The organism is Kribbella sp. NPDC058245, assembly GCF_042882005.1.
Lineage (GTDB): Bacteria > Actinomycetota > Actinomycetes > Propionibacteriales > Kribbellaceae > Kribbella.
Window position 1 is genome coordinate 271,500 of the sequence record NZ_JBHVWY010000006.1, and the last position, 15,911, is coordinate 287,410.

A 15,911-nucleotide genomic window follows, 5' to 3' on the forward strand; every position below is an offset into this window, starting at 1 on the left:
TTAGCCTTGGCGGTGACATTCTGACCTGGGGGTTGCCATGTTCCGCCTGCTCGGCAGTATCTGTGTCCTTGCCACCTTCCTCACCTCAGCGCCACCTGCGGAGGCCGCTGAGACCGGTCGTCTGGTGGCGGTTACCGACCAGAGCTATGACAACCTGCCGGCCGCCCGCATCCGGCTGATGGATCCGGCGGTTGCCGACTGGGATACGGCGGCCGCCCGGAAGTGGACGTGGTCGCCGACCAGTGCCAACGGGTTCTCCGGGCTGACCGGAGCCTGGGGCCTGCCGTCCGATGTGAAGCTGCGGATGAAGGCCGACGCCTACGTGGCGGTGGTGACGGATTCGCGCGGTCTGGCCGCGCTGATCGGCTACCCGAGCGGCCAGCGGTTGTGGGCGGTGAACGTCGGATCGGCCAACAACCCGCACAGCATCGAGCTTCTGCCGGATGGGAACGTGGCCGTTGCCGCCAGCACGGACGGCTTCGTCCGCGTCTACACGGCCTCCCAGGGTTCCTCCTCTGCTGCCTATGCGAGCTACGCGTTGCCTGATGCGCACGGCGTCCAATGGGACCCGACGCGGCAGGTGCTGTGGGTGCTGGGCGGGAGCAAGCTGGCGGCCCTGAAGATCACCGGTACGGCGGCCGCGCCCAAGCTGACCGAAGTCGCGTCGGTCCCGGGACTGACCGGCGGCGGTCACGACCTCACGCCGGTCCTGGAGAACCACGACCTGCTCTGGGTATCGACGGGCTCGAAGGTCTACCAGGTCAGCAAGTCCACCGCGACGATCGTGACGACGCTGAACGAGGCCGGGATCAAGAGCATCAGCAGCATGCCGAACGCACAGGAGGTTCGCACCACCCCGAAGAGTGGCTGCCGGACCGACTGGTGCACCGACACGGTCAACTTCGCCGTACCGGGGACAGCCACCCGGAAGATCACCGGCGCCGAGATCTACAAGGCCCGGGTGTGGAGCTCGCGATATGAGTAGACTGCCTACATGAAGGGCAGAGCATGAAGGCAGACGTGCTGCGGGGACACCTCGACCCGATGATCCTGGCGGTTGTCGAGCACGACCCGCTGCACGGGTACGCGATCATGGAGGCGCTGCTCGAGCGCAGCGGTGGTGCCCTCGACCTGCCGACCGGCACGCTGTACCCGGCCCTGCGCCGACTGGAGCGCGCCGGTTATCTGGCCAGCGAGTGGCAGACGGTCGGGGGCCGGAAGCGGCGCACGTACCAGCTCACGTCGTCCGGACAGAAGATGCTTGCCTCCGGCAAGGAAGAGTGGCTGACCTTCCGGACCGTGGTCGAAGGGGTGCTACGCCCGAACGAGGCGTAGCCCGCAGCGCGACCAGCGACAGCGGTACGACGACGAAAGCGCTGACCGGGCAGCACGTCGAGCCGCCCGGACGCGAAAGTCCACTCCTGTCCCTCGCCGAACGGTCGTTCACGTCGGGGACTTCACTGAGCCGACCCTCGATCGACGACGGCTGCGGAGGACGAAGAAGCCGACGTACGAGATCACGATGAGCGCGAAGCCGACCTTCTCCGCGACCGGCGTCGCGCCCTCCGGCCAGATCGTGCCGTTGAGGTAGTGGTTGATGTAGCCGCCGGCGTAGACGTCCTCGCCACCGCGGCGCAGGAAGTACTTCTCGGCGCCGGTCAGCGGGCAGTCGTAGTCGATGACGACGATCGCCAGACTCCAGATCGCGACCGCGAGATGCGCCCACACCACCTTCGGCCACCGCCAGACGAGGAATCCGCCCACGACGAAGAACAGCAGGAACGCGGCGTGCAGCACCAGCATCACGTCGGCGAGGAGCCGCCAGAGCATCAGGGCGTCCGGGCCGGCGGTGCGGACTCCCGGACTGTGACCGGCGGCGCCTGCTCCGGCCGGATCGCGCCCATCAGTCGCTCGACCGCGGCCTCCATCTCACTGCGCCAGGTGATCGTCGAGCGCAGATCCAGTCGCAGCCGCGGATGCCGTGGGTGCTCGCGGACGACGCCGAAGCCGACCGCCCGCAGGAAGTCGGTCGGCCAGACACAGCCAGGCCCGTCCCACCGCGAGTCACCGAACGCCTCGAGCGCCCGGAAGCCGCGCTTCAGCACATCCTTCGCCACCGCCTGGACAAGCACCTTGCCGAGCCCGAGCCCGAGGTACCGCGGCAGGATCCGCCCCGTCGCCAGTACGACGGCGTCCGGGCTGACCGGCGCGGTCGGGAACGCCTGGATCCGCGGGAGGTACACCGAGGGGGCGTAGATCGCGTAGCCGGCGAGCTCGTCGTCGACGTACATCACCACCCCGGCGGGTCCCCAGTCGAGGAGGAGCTGGGACAGCCACGCTTCCTTCTCCAGCGCGGTGTCACCGTTGCGGCAGGCTTGGCGGGCGGCGACCGGGTCGAGCTCCCAGAAGACGCAGTCACGGCATGGCGCCGGTATCTCGCCGAGCGTAGCGAGAGTCAGCGGTTCCAGCCGGCGGGTCATCAGATCGCCGTTATGTGGACTGTTAGTTCCGTCACCTTGCGTACCCGTCCACTCAGCGGGTCGCCGGGGCCGGAGCGGGAGCCGGTGGCCGCACCTCCGGCGTCTCGGCCGCCCGGGGGGCGACGTACCGCTGCTGCACCTTCGCGGCTGGTTGCCGCCGGAAGAGCTCACCGGCGAACCCGGCCAGCACACCCAGTAGCACTCCACCGGCCGCGACGCCGACAGTCTTGCCCACGCTCATACCCGTCCGCCTTCCGCCGTACTGCCCCTATAAGGCATGGTAGTGAGAGGTCGCGCCGTTCCACAGCCCAGGCGCGTTCGGGCTATCGGGGTTAGCCTGGTGACCTTCCCCTCGTAGACCTGTGGAGTGGCTCCGTGAGTACTGACGTGCCCGATGTCCGGCAGACCCGTCTCGACAGTTATGTCGACCGGTACGCAGCACGGACCAAGGGCATGACGGCATCGGAGATCCGCGCACTGTTCTCGGTCGCGAGCCGGCCGGAAGTGGTCTCACTCGCCGGTGGGATGCCGAACATCGCCGGCCTGCCGCTCGATGTGGTGGGCAGCGCGGTCCGCGATCTGGTGATCGACCACGGCGCCGTCGCGATGCAGTACGGCTCCGGCCAGGGTGATCCCGGCCTGCGGGACCAGATCTGCGACGTGATGCGGCTGGAGGGTATCGAGGCGCACCCGGACGACGTCTGCGTGACGGTCGGCAGCCAGCAGGCGGTCGACCTGGTGACGCGGGTGTTCTGCGATCCGGGTGACGTCGTGATCGTCGAGGCGCCGTCGTACGTCGGTGCGCTTGGTGTCTTCCGTGCGTACCAGTGCGAGGTCGTGCACGTCGCGATGGACGACAACGGCGTCGTACCGGAGGCGCTGGAGCAGGCGATCGCGTCGGTTCGCGCCGCGGGGAAGAAGATCAAGTTCTTCTACACGATTCCGAACTTCCACAACCCGGCCGGGGTTTCGCTGTCCGACGAGCGCCGCAAGCGGGTGCTGGAGATCTGCCAGCAGGCCAATCTGCTCATCCTCGAGGACAACCCGTACGGTCTGCTCGGCTTCGACGGTGAACCTCAGCGCGCACTGCGCGCCGAGGACCGCGAAGGCGTCATCTACCTCGGCTCGTTCTCCAAGACCTTTGCTCCGGGCTTCCGGGTCGGGTGGGTGGTTGCACCCCACGCGGTGCGGGAGAAGCTTGTGCTGGCTCAGGAATCGGCCACCCTGTGTCCGCCGGTGTTCAGTCAGCTGGCCATCTCGTCGTACCTGACCAGGCATGACTGGCTCGGCCAGGTGAAGCAGTTCCGCGAGATGTATCGCGAGCGCCGGGACGCGATGCTCGCGGCCCTGACCGAGAAGATGCCTGCAGCAACGACCTGGACCAGGCCCGGTGGTGGCTTCTACGTCTGGCTGACGTTGCCGGAAGGCCTTGATGCCAAGGCGATGCTGCCGCGAGCAGTGACGGCGCGCGTCGCCTACGTCCCCGGTACGGCGTTCTTCGCGGACGGCTTCGGTTCGCAGTGCATGCGGTTGTCGTACTGCCACCCGACGCCGGAGCGGATCACCGAGGGCGTCTCGCGACTGGCCGCGGTGATCAACGAGGAACTGGAGCTGCGGCAGACGTTCGGGCCGCTGACCCCAGGCGCGAGCCACGGCTACGAAGCGCCGGGGCCGGAGTTGAGTTAGCCCTTCTGGGCAAAGGTTGCGCTATGGATCTCCAGGCGGCAGGGGATCGTTGATTCGGTAGCGGTACCGTTCCAGTGGGCCTCGGGACCGGCGCCCGCCGGATGTCGCCTTCGAGTGATCGGGAAATGTGTGATGAGTGATCTGGGTCGAGTGCTGGTACTGGCCGGCGGACTGTCGCATGAGCGGGACGTCTCGCTGCGCTCGGGCCGCCGCGTCGCCGAAGCCCTGCGCAGCGTGGGTGTCGAGGTCGAGCAGCGGGATGTCGACGCGAGCCTGGTCGACCGGCTCCGCGAGGACGCACCCGATGCGATCTTCCCCGTCCTGCACGGCGTGACCGGTGAGGACGGCGCCCTGCGCCAGGTCCTCGACCTGTACGGCGTTCCGTACGTCGGCGCTGACGCGGCCGCGTGCCGCACCGCCTTCGACAAGCCGGTCGCGGCCACCATGGTCGGCAAGGCCGGACTGCGCACGCCGGAGTCGGTCGTGCTCGGGCACGACACCTTCCGCGAGCTCGGCGCTGCTGCGCTGATGGAGGCGGTCGTCCACCAGATCGGTCTGCCGCTCGTGGTGAAGCCGGCCCGTGGTGGTTCGGCCCTGGGTGCATCGATCGTGCGCTCAGCCGAAGAGCTGCCGTCGGCGATGGTGAACTGCTACGCGTACGGGCCTGTTGCGCTGATCGAGCGGTACGTCGATGGCATCGAGGTCGCGGTCACGGTGGTGGACACCGGCGATGGACCGCGTGCGCTGCCGGCGGTCGAGATCGTTCCGGACTCGGGGTTCTACGACTACGAGGCGCGGTACACGGCGGGTGCGACGGAGTTCGTCGTACCGGCTCGGTTGGCTGCTGAGGTTGCGGGCGCTTGCGCTGCGGCAGCTGTGACCGCCCATGTGGCGCTGGGATTGCGTGACTTGTCGCGGTCGGATCTCGTCGTCGACGCGGACGGTGTGCCGTGGTTCCTCGAGGTCAATGTTGCGCCAGGGATGACGGAGACGTCGCTGGTCCCGCTCGCCGCCGAGGCAGCTGGAATCGAGCTCGGCGTGCTGTGCCGCGACCTGCTGGCTGCGGCCGCGGCTCGTTGAGATGACACCGGAACGACCGCTCTGGCGGACGGCCCTCTCCCCACGCTGGTCGGCGCTACTGCTGCTCGCGCTGGCGATCGCTGCGGTGATGTCGGTCCTCGGCGTCTGGCAGCTCGACGTCTATCGGTCGAAGACTGCCGAAGCCACTGCCAAGCAAGCCCAGGCGGCGCCGGTCGCTCTGCAGTCGCTGTTCTCCGTCGACGATGGCCTTCCGGCCAAGGCTGTTGGCCGACGCGTGACGGTCGCCGGGACCTGGGGTCCTGCCGCTGACCAGGTCTTCATCGCCGACCGACGCAACGGCAACGAGAACGGCTTCTGGGTGGTCAGCCCGGTGAAGCTCGACAGCGGTGCGGTGATGGTCGTCCGCGGCTGGGTGGCATCGGTGAGCGATCCCGCTGTCGCCGCGCCGAGTGGGCCGGTACAGCTGTCCGGTTCGGTCATCTCCTCCGAGGCCGCGGACTCATCCGGCGATGCCGCCAAGGGCCGAGTGCTCTCGTCGCTCCGGATCCCCACGCTCGTCCACATGGTCGACTACCGCCTGTACGACGCCTTCGTCGTACAGACTGCTTTGGACTCCGGCACCGTTCCTTCGCCGGCGCCGACCGCGGTGACACCGCCTGCTCCCCCGACGGATCACGCCGGCCTGCGGAACGTGGCGTATGCCTTCCAGTGGTGGATCTTCGCCGCCTTCACCCTCTGGATGTGGGCCCGCATGGTCCTCGACGCGCACCGCGGTTCCGACGAGGACGACCCCGAACTGCTTGAGTCGGACCGCCCGGTTGAGCCTGTGGGGACGAGCGGTACCGTTTCAGCGTGACTTCACCAGCGGACCCCGCCACCACTGCCAGCGCACAGCTCACCCCCGCCGTCCGCGGCGCCCTGACCCGTTACCGGGTGATCGCCTACATCGTCGGCGTGATGCTGCTCCTGCTGGTCTTCGTCGCCATGCCCCTGAAGTACCTCGGCGACAACGCCGCCGCCGTGAACGTCATCGGCCCCCTCCACGGCTTCCTCTTCGTGGTCTACCTCCTGGCCACCTTTGACCTCTTCCGCCGAGTCCGCTGGACTCTGCCGCGCCTGGTCCTGATGGCAGTAGCCGGCACTATCCCGTTCCTGTCCTTCTACGCCGAGCGCAAGACCACCCACGAACTCCTCGGCCGCTAAACCACTTGGGCGGCCCATCCACCCGCCCTACCGTCGGCCTCATGCCACCCAACGCCGACCCGCCCCCGCCCCACGCCTCCGCCGACGCCGTTCCGTCGGAGCCCGCCCCGCTAGAGACAGCAGCCCTCGCCGGCACCGATCTGCGGAGCGCGCCTCAGGACCTGGTCGACCCTCGGCTCCGTGACATCACCGCAGCCAACAGGGCCAGCTGGAACTCGATCCACGGCGAGCGGCTTGGCCGGCCGGCCGCCTTCTTCGCCGAGGGCGGCTCCGCACTCAGCCCCGAGGAGGTGGAGGCGGCAGGCGATGTCGCGGGCCGCCGGGTTCTTCAACTCGCCTGTTCCTGTGGCGACGAAGCCCTTTCCTGGGCGAACCTCGGCGCCTCGGTGACCGGCGTCGACATCTCCGAGGTCGCCATCGACCTCGCCCGGACGAAATCTTCCGAGGCAGGTATCCCGGTCGACTTCCGCCGAGCCGACATGCTCGACCTTCCCGCAGACCTCACCGATCTCGACCTGATCTACCTGAGCTGGGGAGCGATCTGCTGGGTTCCCGACCTCACCACCTGGGCCACGATCATCGCCGACCGCCTCCGCCCCGGCGGCTCAATCCTCCTCGCCGACCACCACCCCATCTGGGAAGTCGTCACTGTCACCGGCCCGAACACGGTCACCGTCACCACCGACTACTTCGGCCGCACCGCGCCGCGCTCCACCATCGACAACGCCAAGCTGCCCACCGGCGCCCGCGACACCCCAACACCCCCGCCCTTCACCGCCTTCGTCTGGCCGCCCTCCGACATCATCACCGCGCTCCTCACCGCCGGCCTCCACCTCACCCACTTCGCCGAGTCCCCCGTCGCCGACATGTACGGCGGCCTGGGCCCCTCAGCCGCCCACCTACCTCATCCGCGCGACCCGCAATGTTTCACGTGGAACCACGCCGCGTGTCATCAAGTAGTTTTGTCGACATATCTACGCGATTCTCGGGGTGCCGATATTCCTCTGTGAACGCGATTCTGAGCGCCCTCGAAACAGGCACGGCGAGAAGAAGGCCACCCCATCCGGCCCGGAGAATCCGCCCCACAGAGGAATATCGACCTCCGCACCCAGCCCCAAACCACCACCCAGCTGCGCGCCACCGAGACCACAAGAACGCCGGCTCCCTCAGCTAGACCTCCCGGTCCCGCGCGCTGCTCGAGCCACAACTGACTGGCCGTCCCATCCGCATCCTCAGCACCCAGCCGCCTGAACACACCAGCCCGCCAGCAGCCGGCACAAATCGCACCGCGAATCACTCACCCCGCGGACTCCGACCTCCGACTGATGTGCCCCGCGAGGCCGCCCGGGCGCGAGACATCGCCCCGCAAGCCGCTCCAGCACAACGACAGCTCGACCGGGCCTCAGCTGCCGACCCGATGACCTGACTTCGGTCATTCGGGTTAGTGCCTGAGTCGAGCAGCCGTAGGGGTGCGGTTTAGACGCCTATGGGCGACTTCTCGTGCAGCTCGCCGGACACCTTGGCCACGATGGGCGAGCTGCACGCCGTGGCCTGGCTCTGGCCGACTGCGGCACAGGTGCAAGGTGTACCGGCCAACGGGTAGTGGTCCTCGGTAACCTGTCGGCGACTGTGTTGGCACGCGGGTCGGCATGTCGCTGAACGAACCACTACCCGTCCGTCGGTACACCGCGGTGTTCCGGACGCCCGGGCCATCACAACCGGCCGGCACCTCGCGATCGCAGGCGGGCAACCGGCCGAACGAACCAGTGGTGATGGCCTGGCCGACCGCCATCACCGTCTAACTCTGCGCGACTCGCGCGGTTCACGCTCAGCGCGCCATACCGGACGGGCCAGGAACGCACTTGGACGGTGGTGCAGGTCCTCGCCCCAGCCCGGACCTGTCGCGCTATCGCTCCCTAAACCGGTTCGGGGAGGCACGAGTACCTCACCAAGCACAGTGGGAGGATCCACCACCCGAGCCACACCCGATTCCGTCCTGCATCCTCCCCAGTCAGGTCGGCGCGGTCGGTGCCCGTCGGCCGGGCGGCCGTGGCTTGGGATACGCGGGGTGCTAGGTCGTGGGCTTGTTGGGGTCCATGAGGGTGACGATCCGTTCGAGGTCGTCGATGGTCGCGAACTCGACGGTGATGCGGCCCTTGGTCTTTCCGAGGTCGACCTTGACGCGGGTCTCGAAGCGGTCAGAGAGGCGGTCGGCCAGGTCGACCAGGCGCGGCGCGACCGGCTTGTTGCGGCGGCGGGCCGGCGTCGGGTCGTCGCCGTTCATGTCGCCCAGGGCGACGATCTCTTCGACCGTGCGCACAGACAGGCCCTCGGCGACGATGCGCTGGGCGAGACGCTCGATGGCGTCACCGCTGGGGAGGCCGAGGAGCGCGCGGGCGTGGCCAGCCGACAGCACACCGGCGGCTACGCGGCGCTGGACGCCGGCGGGGAGCTTCAACAGCCGGAGCGTGTTGGAGATCTGCGGGCGGGAGCGACCGATGCGGCTGGCGAGGACCTCTTGGGTGCAGCCGAAGTCGTCGAGCATCTGCTGGTACGCAGCCGCTTCTTCGAGCGGGTTCAGCTGGCTGCGGTGCAGGTTCTCCAGGAGCGCGTCGCGGAGCATGACGTCGTCGGAGGTGTCCCGCACGATCGCCGGGATCGTCGTCAGGCCGGCGGCCTGGGTGGCGCGCCAGCGGCGCTCGCCCATGACCAGTTCGTACTTGTCGTCGTCGAGCCGGCGCACGACGATCGGCTGCAGGAGGCCGATCTCCTTCACCGAGTGGACGAGCTCTTCCATCGCCTCTTCGTCGAAGACGGAGCGCGGCTGCTTCGGGTTCGGGGTGATCTTCCCGACCTCGATCTCCGCGAACTCGGCGCCCGGAACCGCGGCCAGCTCCGGACCGGGCCTCGCGATCGGCGGTGCGCCGGGGATCGAGTGCGACTTACTACCGAGGGTCGGCGGAGTGCCGGGCGCGGGATTGCTGGGGATCAACGCGCCCAGGCCGCGGCCGAGTCGGGTGTTCATCGGGCTTCCTCGAGGTTGTTCCGCATGGCGATCTCACGCGAAGCCTCCAGGTACGACAGTGCGCCGGCCGAGGCCGGGTCGTAGGCGAGCACGGTCTGGCCGTGGCTCGGCGCCTCCGAGATCCGGACCGAGCGCGGGACGGCGGTCCGCAGTACCGCGTCCCGGAAGTGACCCCGAACCTCGGCCGCGACCTCACCAGCGAGCTTGGTGCGGGCGTCGTACATGGTGAGCAGGATGGTGGAGACGTCGAGCCCGGGGTTCAGGTGCGACTTCACCATGTCGATGTGGCGGAGAAGCTGGGACAGACCCTCGAGCGCGTAGTACTCGCTCTGGATCGGAACCAGTACCTCGCGGGCCGCGGTCAGCGCGTTGACGGTCAGCAGACCCAGCGACGGCGGGCAGTCGATGAAAACGTAGTCGTACTTCTCGCCGGCGGCCTCGGTCTCGGCCAGGTGCGCGTCGAGGACCCGCTTCAGCCGGCTCTCGCGCGCCACGATGCTGACGAGTTCGATCTCGGCACCGGCCAGGTCGATGGTCGCGGGGATCACCTGGATGCCGGGATGCTCGGCACACGGCTGGAGCAGCTTGCTCAGCGGCTCGTTCTCGATGATCGCCTCGTAGACACCGGGGGTGCCTTCGGAGTGGTCGATACCGAGGGCCGTCGAGGCGTTGCCCTGCGGGTCCAGGTCGATGACGAGGATCCGGGCGCCGTACAGCGCCAGGCCGGCAGCGACGTTCACCGTGGTGGTGGTCTTGCCGACGCCGCCCTTCTGGTTGGCGACAACGAAGACCCGGGTCTCGGCGGGCAGCGGGAACTCGCGGCCCATTGTGCGTCCTTCATTCACCAGCAGGGTCCGTTCGGTGGCGGCGGCGATCGGAGTCTCGAGAAGTCGTCGCTGAAGCTCGTCCGACGTGGCCCGCGCGGCGATCTGTGCGGCAGTCATAGCGCCCATTCCAATAGGTGCGGGACTTGGCCCGAAGAGGATGTCAGTGGGGGTTGGTGCGGGTCTGCCCCCAGCTTCATCCACAGGCCTCTGTGGACGAATCCCCGCGTAAGAGGGCAGTTTCGTACGGTCGTCATCCACAGGCGGTGGAGACTCGGCAAGGTCCGTGTCGGCGTCGACCAGGGACGCCGTTTCACGTGAAACGCCATCATCTCCCGAACTCGCCGTTTCACGTGAAACGGGATCCGGCGTGGCTGGCGGAGTGAGATCGAGACCACTGGCCGCGGCGGCGCGGAGAGCCGACCCATCGGCCGGCGGCCGGTATTCGGGGCCGCTCGCAGGCGCTTCCCCGGAAGCCGGGTCGACCGGAGCGCCTTCCACAGGCGCCACCGAACCCGCGTCCGCAGTAACCGCGGAGGACGTGGCGACCGAGGGGGTGGCGTCCCCCGAGGTGGCGACCGAGGAGGTTGTGTCCCCGGAGGTGGCGACCGGAGAATTGACCGCCGGCGACGTTGTCTTCACGGAGCTGGTGCCGTACGGCGCAACTCCGTCCGGGGCGCTCTCCCCCGATGACGCCTCCGCAGGGGCGACGTCGTCGGAATCGGACTCGGTGGCGACCTCCGCGAGGTCGGCGTCACCAGAGGCGACCACGAAGGAGGCAGTATCGGACGGGTTGGGCTCGACGGCGGCAATGTCGGCCGCGGGAGTCCCGGAGGAAGCACCGTCATTGGGAACGCCGTCTGCGTGGCTCGCATCCACACGTGTGACGTCAGCCGGAGCGTCCTCGACGGGAGTGGCGTTCTCGACGCGAGTGGCGTCCATGGGGATGACGTCCGTCGGGGTGGCTACAGGAACACTCTCTATAGAGGCACTGTCTGCCGGGGCGGCCTGCGGGGGGGCAGCCTCAGTGAGAAGGGATCCAACCGGACGAGATCCAGCGGCCGCGGAGTCCGTCGGAGCAGCGTCTACGGCGCTGGCGTCCAGCTGGGCAGTCTCGACCGGGGCGGCGTCCACAGCAACGGCATCCACGGGAGTTGCCTCGGCAGGGGCGGATTCTGCGACCGGCTCGGGCGTGTCAGGAGTTCCGGTGGGGACGGAATTGCCGGGGGTTGGGGGGTCGGCGATGGTGACGGTGGTCGGGGAGGAGTCTGTTGGCCAGCCGATGCCTTGTGACCTACTCGGTTGCCCGGTGCTCTTCTCGGGCCACCCGAGGGCACGACTCACCAACCCACTCACCTCCTGCGCCGTTTACCTGATGGAGATTGGCCGCTCCGGGATCCCCCTGCAGCACGTCCGGCCACAATACTCACGACAGTCGTCGGCTGGGCCAGTTCATCCGTGCCGAGTTGATGAATGTGCCAGAGCTCGGCTCCGAGTGCCGACAACTCGTCCTCGGAGGCCTCCAACTCTTCCTCCGCGGACGAGCCTTTCATCGCCAGCATCAGTCCCCCTTCGGCACACAGCGGTAGGCACCACCCCGCCAGTTTGCCCAACGGCGCAACTGCCCGCGAAGTCACTACGTCGTACGACGCCCGGGGCAGATCCTCGGCCCGCGCGCGGACCACCGTGGCGTTCTCGAGGCCAAGCGCCTCGACAGCCTCATCCAGGAACGTCGTACGACGGAGCAGTGGCTCGACCAGGTCGATCTGCAGATCGGGACGGACGATCGCGAGCACGATGCCGGGCAGGCCGGCGCCGGTACCGACGTCCGCCACTGAGGCGTCCTCGGGAATCAGGCGCTCGAGAACCGCACAGTTCAAGAGGTGCCGGTCCCACAACCGCGGAACCTCGCGTGGACCAATCAGACCGCGCAGGGTGCCTTCGGTGGCGAGCAGTTCGGCATAGGCCGCAAGCGGCGCCGCCGCCCGTGGATAAAGCTTCTCCACGAGCGGCGGCGTTTCACGTGAAACGGAATCCGAATCGGTCATGCGGGCTGGACGACCACGCGGCGCCGGGGCTCCTCGCCCTCGGACTCGCTGGTCAGGCCGGCGGCGGCCACGACGTCGTGGACCACCTTGCGCTCGAACGGCGTCATCGGGTCGAGCTTGATCGCGGCGCCGGAGGCCTTCACCTCGTCGACCGCCTTGCGACCGACCTCTTCCAGCTCGGCCTTCCGGTTGGCCCGGAAGTTCGAGACGTCCAGCATCAGCCGCGACCGCTCACCGGTCTCCCGGTAGACGGCCAGCCGGGTCAGCTCCTGGAGTGCCTCCAGGACCTTGCCGTTCTCACCGACCAGGTTCTTCAGGTCCGCGCCGACGATCGACACCGCGGCCCGATCGCCGTCGATGTCCATATCGATATCGCCGTCCAGGTCGGCGATGTCCAGCAGTTCCTCGAGGTAGTCGGCGGCGATGTCGCTCTCCGCCTCCAGGGCCTTCAGTCGGTCCGCAGCGGTCGGCTTCGCCGACTCGGTGTTCTCCAGGCCGTCGCTCACGGCAACTCCTTCATCATGTCGAGGCCCGCCCCACGGGGACCCAGGGTCAATCGCAACAAGGGCACAGCAGCAAGCTCAGCGGCAGGCGCAATCAGCGCGAGCCCGGCTTCTTCTGGGCGGCCCGGCGCTGCGCGGCGGTCTTCGCCGCGGGCTGACGCTTGGCGCCCGATCCCTTCTTGCCGGCCGGCTGCTTCTTCGCAGCACCGGCCTGAGGCTTCTTGGCAGCGCTCTGCTGCGGGGTGCTCGACGTCGGCTCGTCCGCGGCCTGGCCGTTGGACGAGGCCGCCGGCTCACCCGCGACAGGACCGGTCTTGCGGTCGCTGCGCGACTGACGCTTCGGCTGCTGACGCTGACCCGGACGACGATCGGTCAGGGTGTCGCTCTCGGCATCGCCGGCGCCGGCCAGGCCTTCGTCGGTCGGACGGCCGGCGCGCTTGTTGTGCTCACGCTTGCGGGCCTCCATGGCGTCGTACGCCGGAGTGCCGGGTGCCGGGTTGCGGCGGATCACGTAGAACTGCTGGCCCATCGTCCACAGGTTCGAGACGAACCAGTAGATGAGCACACCGATCGGGAAGTTGAAGCCACCGATCAGGAAGAACACCGGGAAGACGTAGAGCATGATCTTCTGCATCTGCGCCGCCTGGCCCTCGAGGGCCTCCTTCGGCATGTTCTTGCGCATCAGCTGCAGCTGGGTGGTGAACATCGTCGCCGTCATCAGGATGATCAGCACGATCGCGACGATCTTGACGTTGCCGGCGCCGTCGCCGTTCGCCTTCAGGAAGGTCTGCGAGATCTCCGCACCGAAGATCTTCGCGTGCTGCAGCGAGTCGACGTGCGGCTTCATGATCTCGCTGTGCCACTGGCCCTTGGCCGCGTAGTCCAGCACCCGGAACAGCGCCAGGAAGATCGGCGACTGCAGCAGCAGCGGCAGGCACGAGGAGAACGGGTTGGTCCCGGTCTCCTTGTACAGCTTCATCATTTCCTGACCGAGCTTCTCCCGGTCGTGGCCGTACTTCTTCTGCAGCTCCTTCATCTTGGGCTGCAGCAGCTGCATGTTCCGGCTGGAACGGATCTGCCGCACGAACAGCGGGATCAGCAGCGTCCGGATGACGATGGTCAGGCCGGCGATCGACAGCGCCCAGGCCCAGCCGCCGTTCGGGTCGAACACGTGGCCGAGCAGCCAGTGCCAGCCGACGAGCAGCGCCGAAACGGCCCAGTACAACGGCGTCATCACCGTGTTGAACAGGCCCACGAGCCCGTCCCACAAGGCGAATCCGGGGATCAAACCGGGGATGGCCAGAAGCGTCACTCAAGCACCTCGCTGCACAGGCCCGGCGTCCGCCGACGGTCCGGGCTGGTTGGCGGAGACGGACTCTCCGCGGTGGTCGACATCTGTGGGTGGAACGGGGTCGTAGCCGCCGGGGTTCCACGGGTGACAGCGGGCGAGTCTCCTCGCCGCCAGCCAGCTACCGCGCACCGCACCGTGGCGCTCGACCGCCTGGAGGGCGTACGCCGAACAACTCGGGTAGAACCTGCACACCTGCCCGTACAACGGGCTGATCAGCAGCCGATACAGCTTCAGAAAACCGATGATCCCGGCCTTGACCGGGTTGCGCAGCACGAGACCGATCCTCATCCTGCACCGGACAACCTACGCAGCGCGCCGTCGACGTCCGCGACCAGGTCGTCGTACGACGCCGAGGCGGACGACGGAAGGGCACGGACGACGGTCAGGCTGCCGGCCGGAAGCTCCGGAAGACGGGATGCCATCACGGCGCGCAGACGGCGATGGACCCGGTTCCGCAGAACCGCGTTGCCCACCGCCTTGTTCACCACGAATCCGACACGAGCGGGTTCGGGCCGGACGCCGTCCGGTCCGGACCAGGGCAACAGATGAACCACCACCGCGCGCCGTCCCGCTCGCCGACCACTACGGACGGCGCGACGGAACTCGTCGGACCGGCGTAACCGGTTCGACGCAGGCAACACGGGGTGGTCACCGTCGAAGGGTCGCTCAGGCCGCGAGGCGCTGGCGGCCCTTGCCCCGACGGGCGGCGATGATGGCGCGACCCGCACGGGTACGCATCCGAAGACGGAAGCCGTGCTTCTTGTGCCGGCGACGGTTGTTCGGCTGGAACGTCCGCTTGCTCACTGGAATGACTCCGGTTACTCGAGAACTCGATGGTCGGCAGCTCCAGGGATCGGAGCTACCGCTGATGCGGTCCTGCACGCCATCGGAATCCTGAGGTGGTCCCGCCGGGAGCGCAGCACGAAAGGGCCGGTTCAACACCGACCGATCCACGGTACGTGGGCGCCTGTGGACAGGTCAAACCAGGTATCCCCAGAATTATCCACAGGCCCTGTGGACAGAATAGTGGATGGCGGTGGAAATCCCTCGTCGTCACACAGTGATCAGACTGATCACCAACTGCAACCACGCACCACGACTACGCTCCGGCGTCCACCCGACACGCCGCAGGTTGCCCCCAATTTGCACTCCATAGCCTGTGGATGACGGCTTGAAGCACCGTGGGCAGACTTGTTAGCGTCAGCCCCTCACACCAGAGGTCCCGCATCCGTCATCGGTAACCAACCCGATCCAGCCGTCGTTCACAACTGTGGACAACCGTGTGGACAGTGCGGTGTCGGGTCCAAGGTCGCGCCACCGGAGGAGCACTCCGGAGGGCACCGGCCACCGCAGCGATGGAATTCGGGGAGCAACGCGTGGTCGAGGACCATTCCGCCGGTACTGAGTACACGGCGGCGGACTACACAGGAGTGGACCAACCTGAGGACAAGTACCGCCGCGACGGCGAACCGCCGCTGAACCGGTACACCCTCGGCACCGACGAACAGCCCGGTACGACGAGCGCGGACCTGCGCCCCGAACCCGGCACCGACTTCCGCTCCGAACTCCCACCGGCCCCCACCCCGGACCAACTCGACTTCCTGGTTCCCCCGCCGGCCATCCGTCGGCCTGCACCGCAGCCGGAGCCGGAGCCCCGACAGGAGAACCAACTCAGCCCCTCACTCCCGATCCCGATGCCCGAGCCGCTGGAACCGCGCTACAACCCTGCGGCCGTGTACCGCACCGAGCT

The 15,911-nt window shown here is 68.0% G+C and carries 17 protein-coding genes and 1 pseudogene; 7 read left to right on the top strand and 11 right to left on the bottom strand.

Annotated elements, in window-relative coordinates:
* The first annotated feature begins 37 nt into the window (after positions 1–37).
* Both ACFVWG_RS16315 and ACFVWG_RS16320 read left to right on the top strand, forming a co-directional pair.
* Entirely contained in the window at positions 38–985 is a 948-nt protein-coding gene (locus ACFVWG_RS16315) for a DUF6528 family protein (protein ID WP_391544095.1), read from the top strand.
* Between the two features lie 23 nt (positions 986–1,008).
* Positions 1,009–1,335: a PadR family transcriptional regulator gene (locus ACFVWG_RS16320; protein ID WP_391544096.1), complete on the top strand. Its 327-nt coding sequence runs from the start codon at positions 1,009–1,011 to the stop codon at positions 1,333–1,335.
* A 108-nt stretch (positions 1,336–1,443) separates the two neighbouring features.
* Here the strand turns inward: ACFVWG_RS16320 and ACFVWG_RS16325 are convergent, their stop codons facing one another.
* The 3 genes from ACFVWG_RS16325 to ACFVWG_RS16335 are packed head-to-tail and all read right to left on the bottom strand — an operon-like array spanning position 1,444 to position 2,721.
* Positions 1,444–1,830, bottom strand: coding sequence for a DUF2784 domain-containing protein (locus ACFVWG_RS16325; RefSeq protein WP_391544097.1), 387 nt, complete (start codon positions 1,828–1,830; stop codon positions 1,444–1,446).
* Positions 1,830–2,480 (bottom strand): GNAT family N-acetyltransferase, encoded by a 651-nt coding sequence (locus ACFVWG_RS16330; protein ID WP_391544098.1) that lies wholly within the window; start codon positions 2,478–2,480, stop codon positions 1,830–1,832. The genes ACFVWG_RS16325 and ACFVWG_RS16330 overlap by 1 nt, the downstream gene beginning before the upstream one ends.
* A 52-nt stretch (positions 2,481–2,532) precedes the next feature.
* Positions 2,533–2,721, bottom strand: coding sequence for a hypothetical protein (locus ACFVWG_RS16335; RefSeq protein ID WP_391544099.1), 189 nt, complete (start codon positions 2,719–2,721; stop codon positions 2,533–2,535).
* A gap of 134 nt (positions 2,722–2,855) precedes the next feature.
* Between ACFVWG_RS16335 and ACFVWG_RS16340 the strand changes: the two genes are divergently transcribed.
* The 5 genes from ACFVWG_RS16340 (at position 2,856) to ACFVWG_RS16360 (ending at position 7,420) form a co-directional block, all read left to right on the top strand.
* Complete coding sequence (locus ACFVWG_RS16340; RefSeq protein WP_391544100.1) at positions 2,856–4,166, top strand: PLP-dependent aminotransferase family protein; 1,311 nt, start codon at positions 2,856–2,858, stop codon at positions 4,164–4,166.
* A 132-nt stretch (positions 4,167–4,298) separates the two neighbouring features.
* A complete protein-coding gene (locus ACFVWG_RS16345; RefSeq protein WP_391544101.1) occupies positions 4,299–5,246 on the top strand; it encodes a D-alanine--D-alanine ligase in 948 nt (315 codons plus the stop codon).
* A 1-nt stretch (position 5,247) separates the two neighbouring features.
* Positions 5,248–6,063, top strand: coding sequence for an SURF1 family protein (locus ACFVWG_RS16350; RefSeq protein WP_391544102.1), 816 nt, complete (start codon positions 5,248–5,250; stop codon positions 6,061–6,063).
* Positions 6,060–6,410: a DUF3817 domain-containing protein gene (locus ACFVWG_RS16355; RefSeq protein ID WP_391544103.1), complete on the top strand. Its 351-nt coding sequence runs from the start codon at positions 6,060–6,062 to the stop codon at positions 6,408–6,410. The genes ACFVWG_RS16350 and ACFVWG_RS16355 overlap by 4 nt, the downstream gene beginning before the upstream one ends.
* Before the next feature lie 41 nt (positions 6,411–6,451).
* The gene (locus tag ACFVWG_RS16360; protein ID WP_391544104.1) at positions 6,452–7,420 is read left to right on the top strand and encodes a class I SAM-dependent methyltransferase; all 969 of its coding nucleotides are present in this window, start codon (positions 6,452–6,454) and stop codon (positions 7,418–7,420) included.
* A 1,061-nt stretch (positions 7,421–8,481) separates the two neighbouring features.
* Here the strand turns inward: ACFVWG_RS16360 and ACFVWG_RS16365 are convergent.
* The 8 genes and pseudogenes from ACFVWG_RS16365 to rpmH all read right to left on the bottom strand — a co-directional run bounded on the left by ACFVWG_RS16365 (position 8,482) and on the right by rpmH (position 14,965).
* The gene (locus ACFVWG_RS16365) at positions 8,482–9,435 is read right to left on the bottom strand and encodes a ParB/RepB/Spo0J family partition protein (RefSeq protein WP_391544105.1); all 954 of its coding nucleotides are present in this window, start codon (positions 9,433–9,435) and stop codon (positions 8,482–8,484) included.
* A complete protein-coding gene (locus tag ACFVWG_RS16370; RefSeq protein WP_391544106.1) occupies positions 9,432–10,379 on the bottom strand; it encodes an AAA family ATPase in 948 nt (315 codons plus the stop codon). The genes ACFVWG_RS16365 and ACFVWG_RS16370 overlap by 4 nt, the downstream gene beginning before the upstream one ends.
* Positions 10,380–11,611: 1,232 nt before the next feature.
* Positions 11,612–12,307: a 16S rRNA (guanine(527)-N(7))-methyltransferase RsmG gene (gene rsmG / locus ACFVWG_RS16375; RefSeq protein ID WP_391544107.1), complete on the bottom strand. Its 696-nt coding sequence runs from the start codon at positions 12,305–12,307 to the stop codon at positions 11,612–11,614.
* A complete protein-coding gene (locus tag ACFVWG_RS16380) occupies positions 12,304–12,813 on the bottom strand; it encodes a protein jag (protein ID WP_391544108.1) in 510 nt (169 codons plus the stop codon). Before ACFVWG_RS16380 ends, rsmG begins: the two co-directional genes overlap by 4 nt.
* A gap of 310 nt (positions 12,814–13,123) precedes the next feature.
* Positions 13,124–14,107: pseudogene (gene yidC, locus ACFVWG_RS16385) on the bottom strand (membrane protein insertase YidC); the annotation flags it as partial.
* A 15-nt stretch (positions 14,108–14,122) separates the two neighbouring features.
* Positions 14,123–14,449 carry a membrane protein insertion efficiency factor YidD gene (yidD, locus tag ACFVWG_RS16390; protein WP_391544109.1) on the bottom strand — a complete coding sequence of 109 codons (327 nt, stop codon included), beginning with the start codon at positions 14,447–14,449 and terminating at the stop codon, positions 14,123–14,125.
* Complete coding sequence (rnpA, locus tag ACFVWG_RS16395) at positions 14,446–14,802, bottom strand: ribonuclease P protein component (RefSeq protein ID WP_391544110.1); 357 nt, start codon at positions 14,800–14,802, stop codon at positions 14,446–14,448. The genes yidD and rnpA overlap by 4 nt, the downstream gene beginning before the upstream one ends.
* A gap of 25 nt (positions 14,803–14,827) precedes the next feature.
* Positions 14,828–14,965, bottom strand: a complete 138-nt coding sequence (rpmH, locus tag ACFVWG_RS16400) for a 50S ribosomal protein L34 (protein WP_130386492.1) — start codon at positions 14,963–14,965, stop codon at positions 14,828–14,830.
* Positions 14,966–15,911 lie beyond the last annotated feature (946 nt).

What these genes read in the sequence shown, in the direction of transcription:
- rsmG (WP_391544107.1), bottom strand. Translation starts at nt 12,307, where the DNA reads ATGACCGATTCGGATTCCGTTTCACGTGAAACGCCGCCGCTCGTGGAG.
- ACFVWG_RS16320 (WP_391544096.1), top strand. Translation starts at nt 1,009, where the DNA reads ATGAAGGCAGACGTGCTGCGGGGACACCTCGACCCGATGATCCTGGCG.
- ACFVWG_RS16350 (WP_391544102.1), top strand. Translation starts at nt 5,248, where the DNA reads ATGACACCGGAACGACCGCTCTGGCGGACGGCCCTCTCCCCACGCTGG.
- yidD (WP_391544109.1), bottom strand. Translation starts at nt 14,449, where the DNA reads ATGAGGATCGGTCTCGTGCTGCGCAACCCGGTCAAGGCCGGGATCATC.
- ACFVWG_RS16360 (WP_391544104.1), top strand. Translation starts at nt 6,452, where the DNA reads ATGCCACCCAACGCCGACCCGCCCCCGCCCCACGCCTCCGCCGACGCC.
- ACFVWG_RS16370 (WP_391544106.1), bottom strand. Translation starts at nt 10,379, where the DNA reads ATGACTGCCGCACAGATCGCCGCGCGGGCCACGTCGGACGAGCTTCAG.
- ACFVWG_RS16335 (WP_391544099.1), bottom strand. Translation starts at nt 2,721, where the DNA reads ATGAGCGTGGGCAAGACTGTCGGCGTCGCGGCCGGTGGAGTGCTACTG.
- ACFVWG_RS16315 (WP_391544095.1), top strand. Translation starts at nt 38, where the DNA reads ATGTTCCGCCTGCTCGGCAGTATCTGTGTCCTTGCCACCTTCCTCACC.
- ACFVWG_RS16330 (WP_391544098.1), bottom strand. Translation starts at nt 2,480, where the DNA reads ATGACCCGCCGGCTGGAACCGCTGACTCTCGCTACGCTCGGCGAGATA.
- ACFVWG_RS16345 (WP_391544101.1), top strand. Translation starts at nt 4,299, where the DNA reads ATGAGTGATCTGGGTCGAGTGCTGGTACTGGCCGGCGGACTGTCGCAT.
- ACFVWG_RS16365 (WP_391544105.1), bottom strand. Translation starts at nt 9,435, where the DNA reads ATGAACACCCGACTCGGCCGCGGCCTGGGCGCGTTGATCCCCAGCAAT.
- ACFVWG_RS16325 (WP_391544097.1), bottom strand. Translation starts at nt 1,830, where the DNA reads ATGCTCTGGCGGCTCCTCGCCGACGTGATGCTGGTGCTGCACGCCGCG.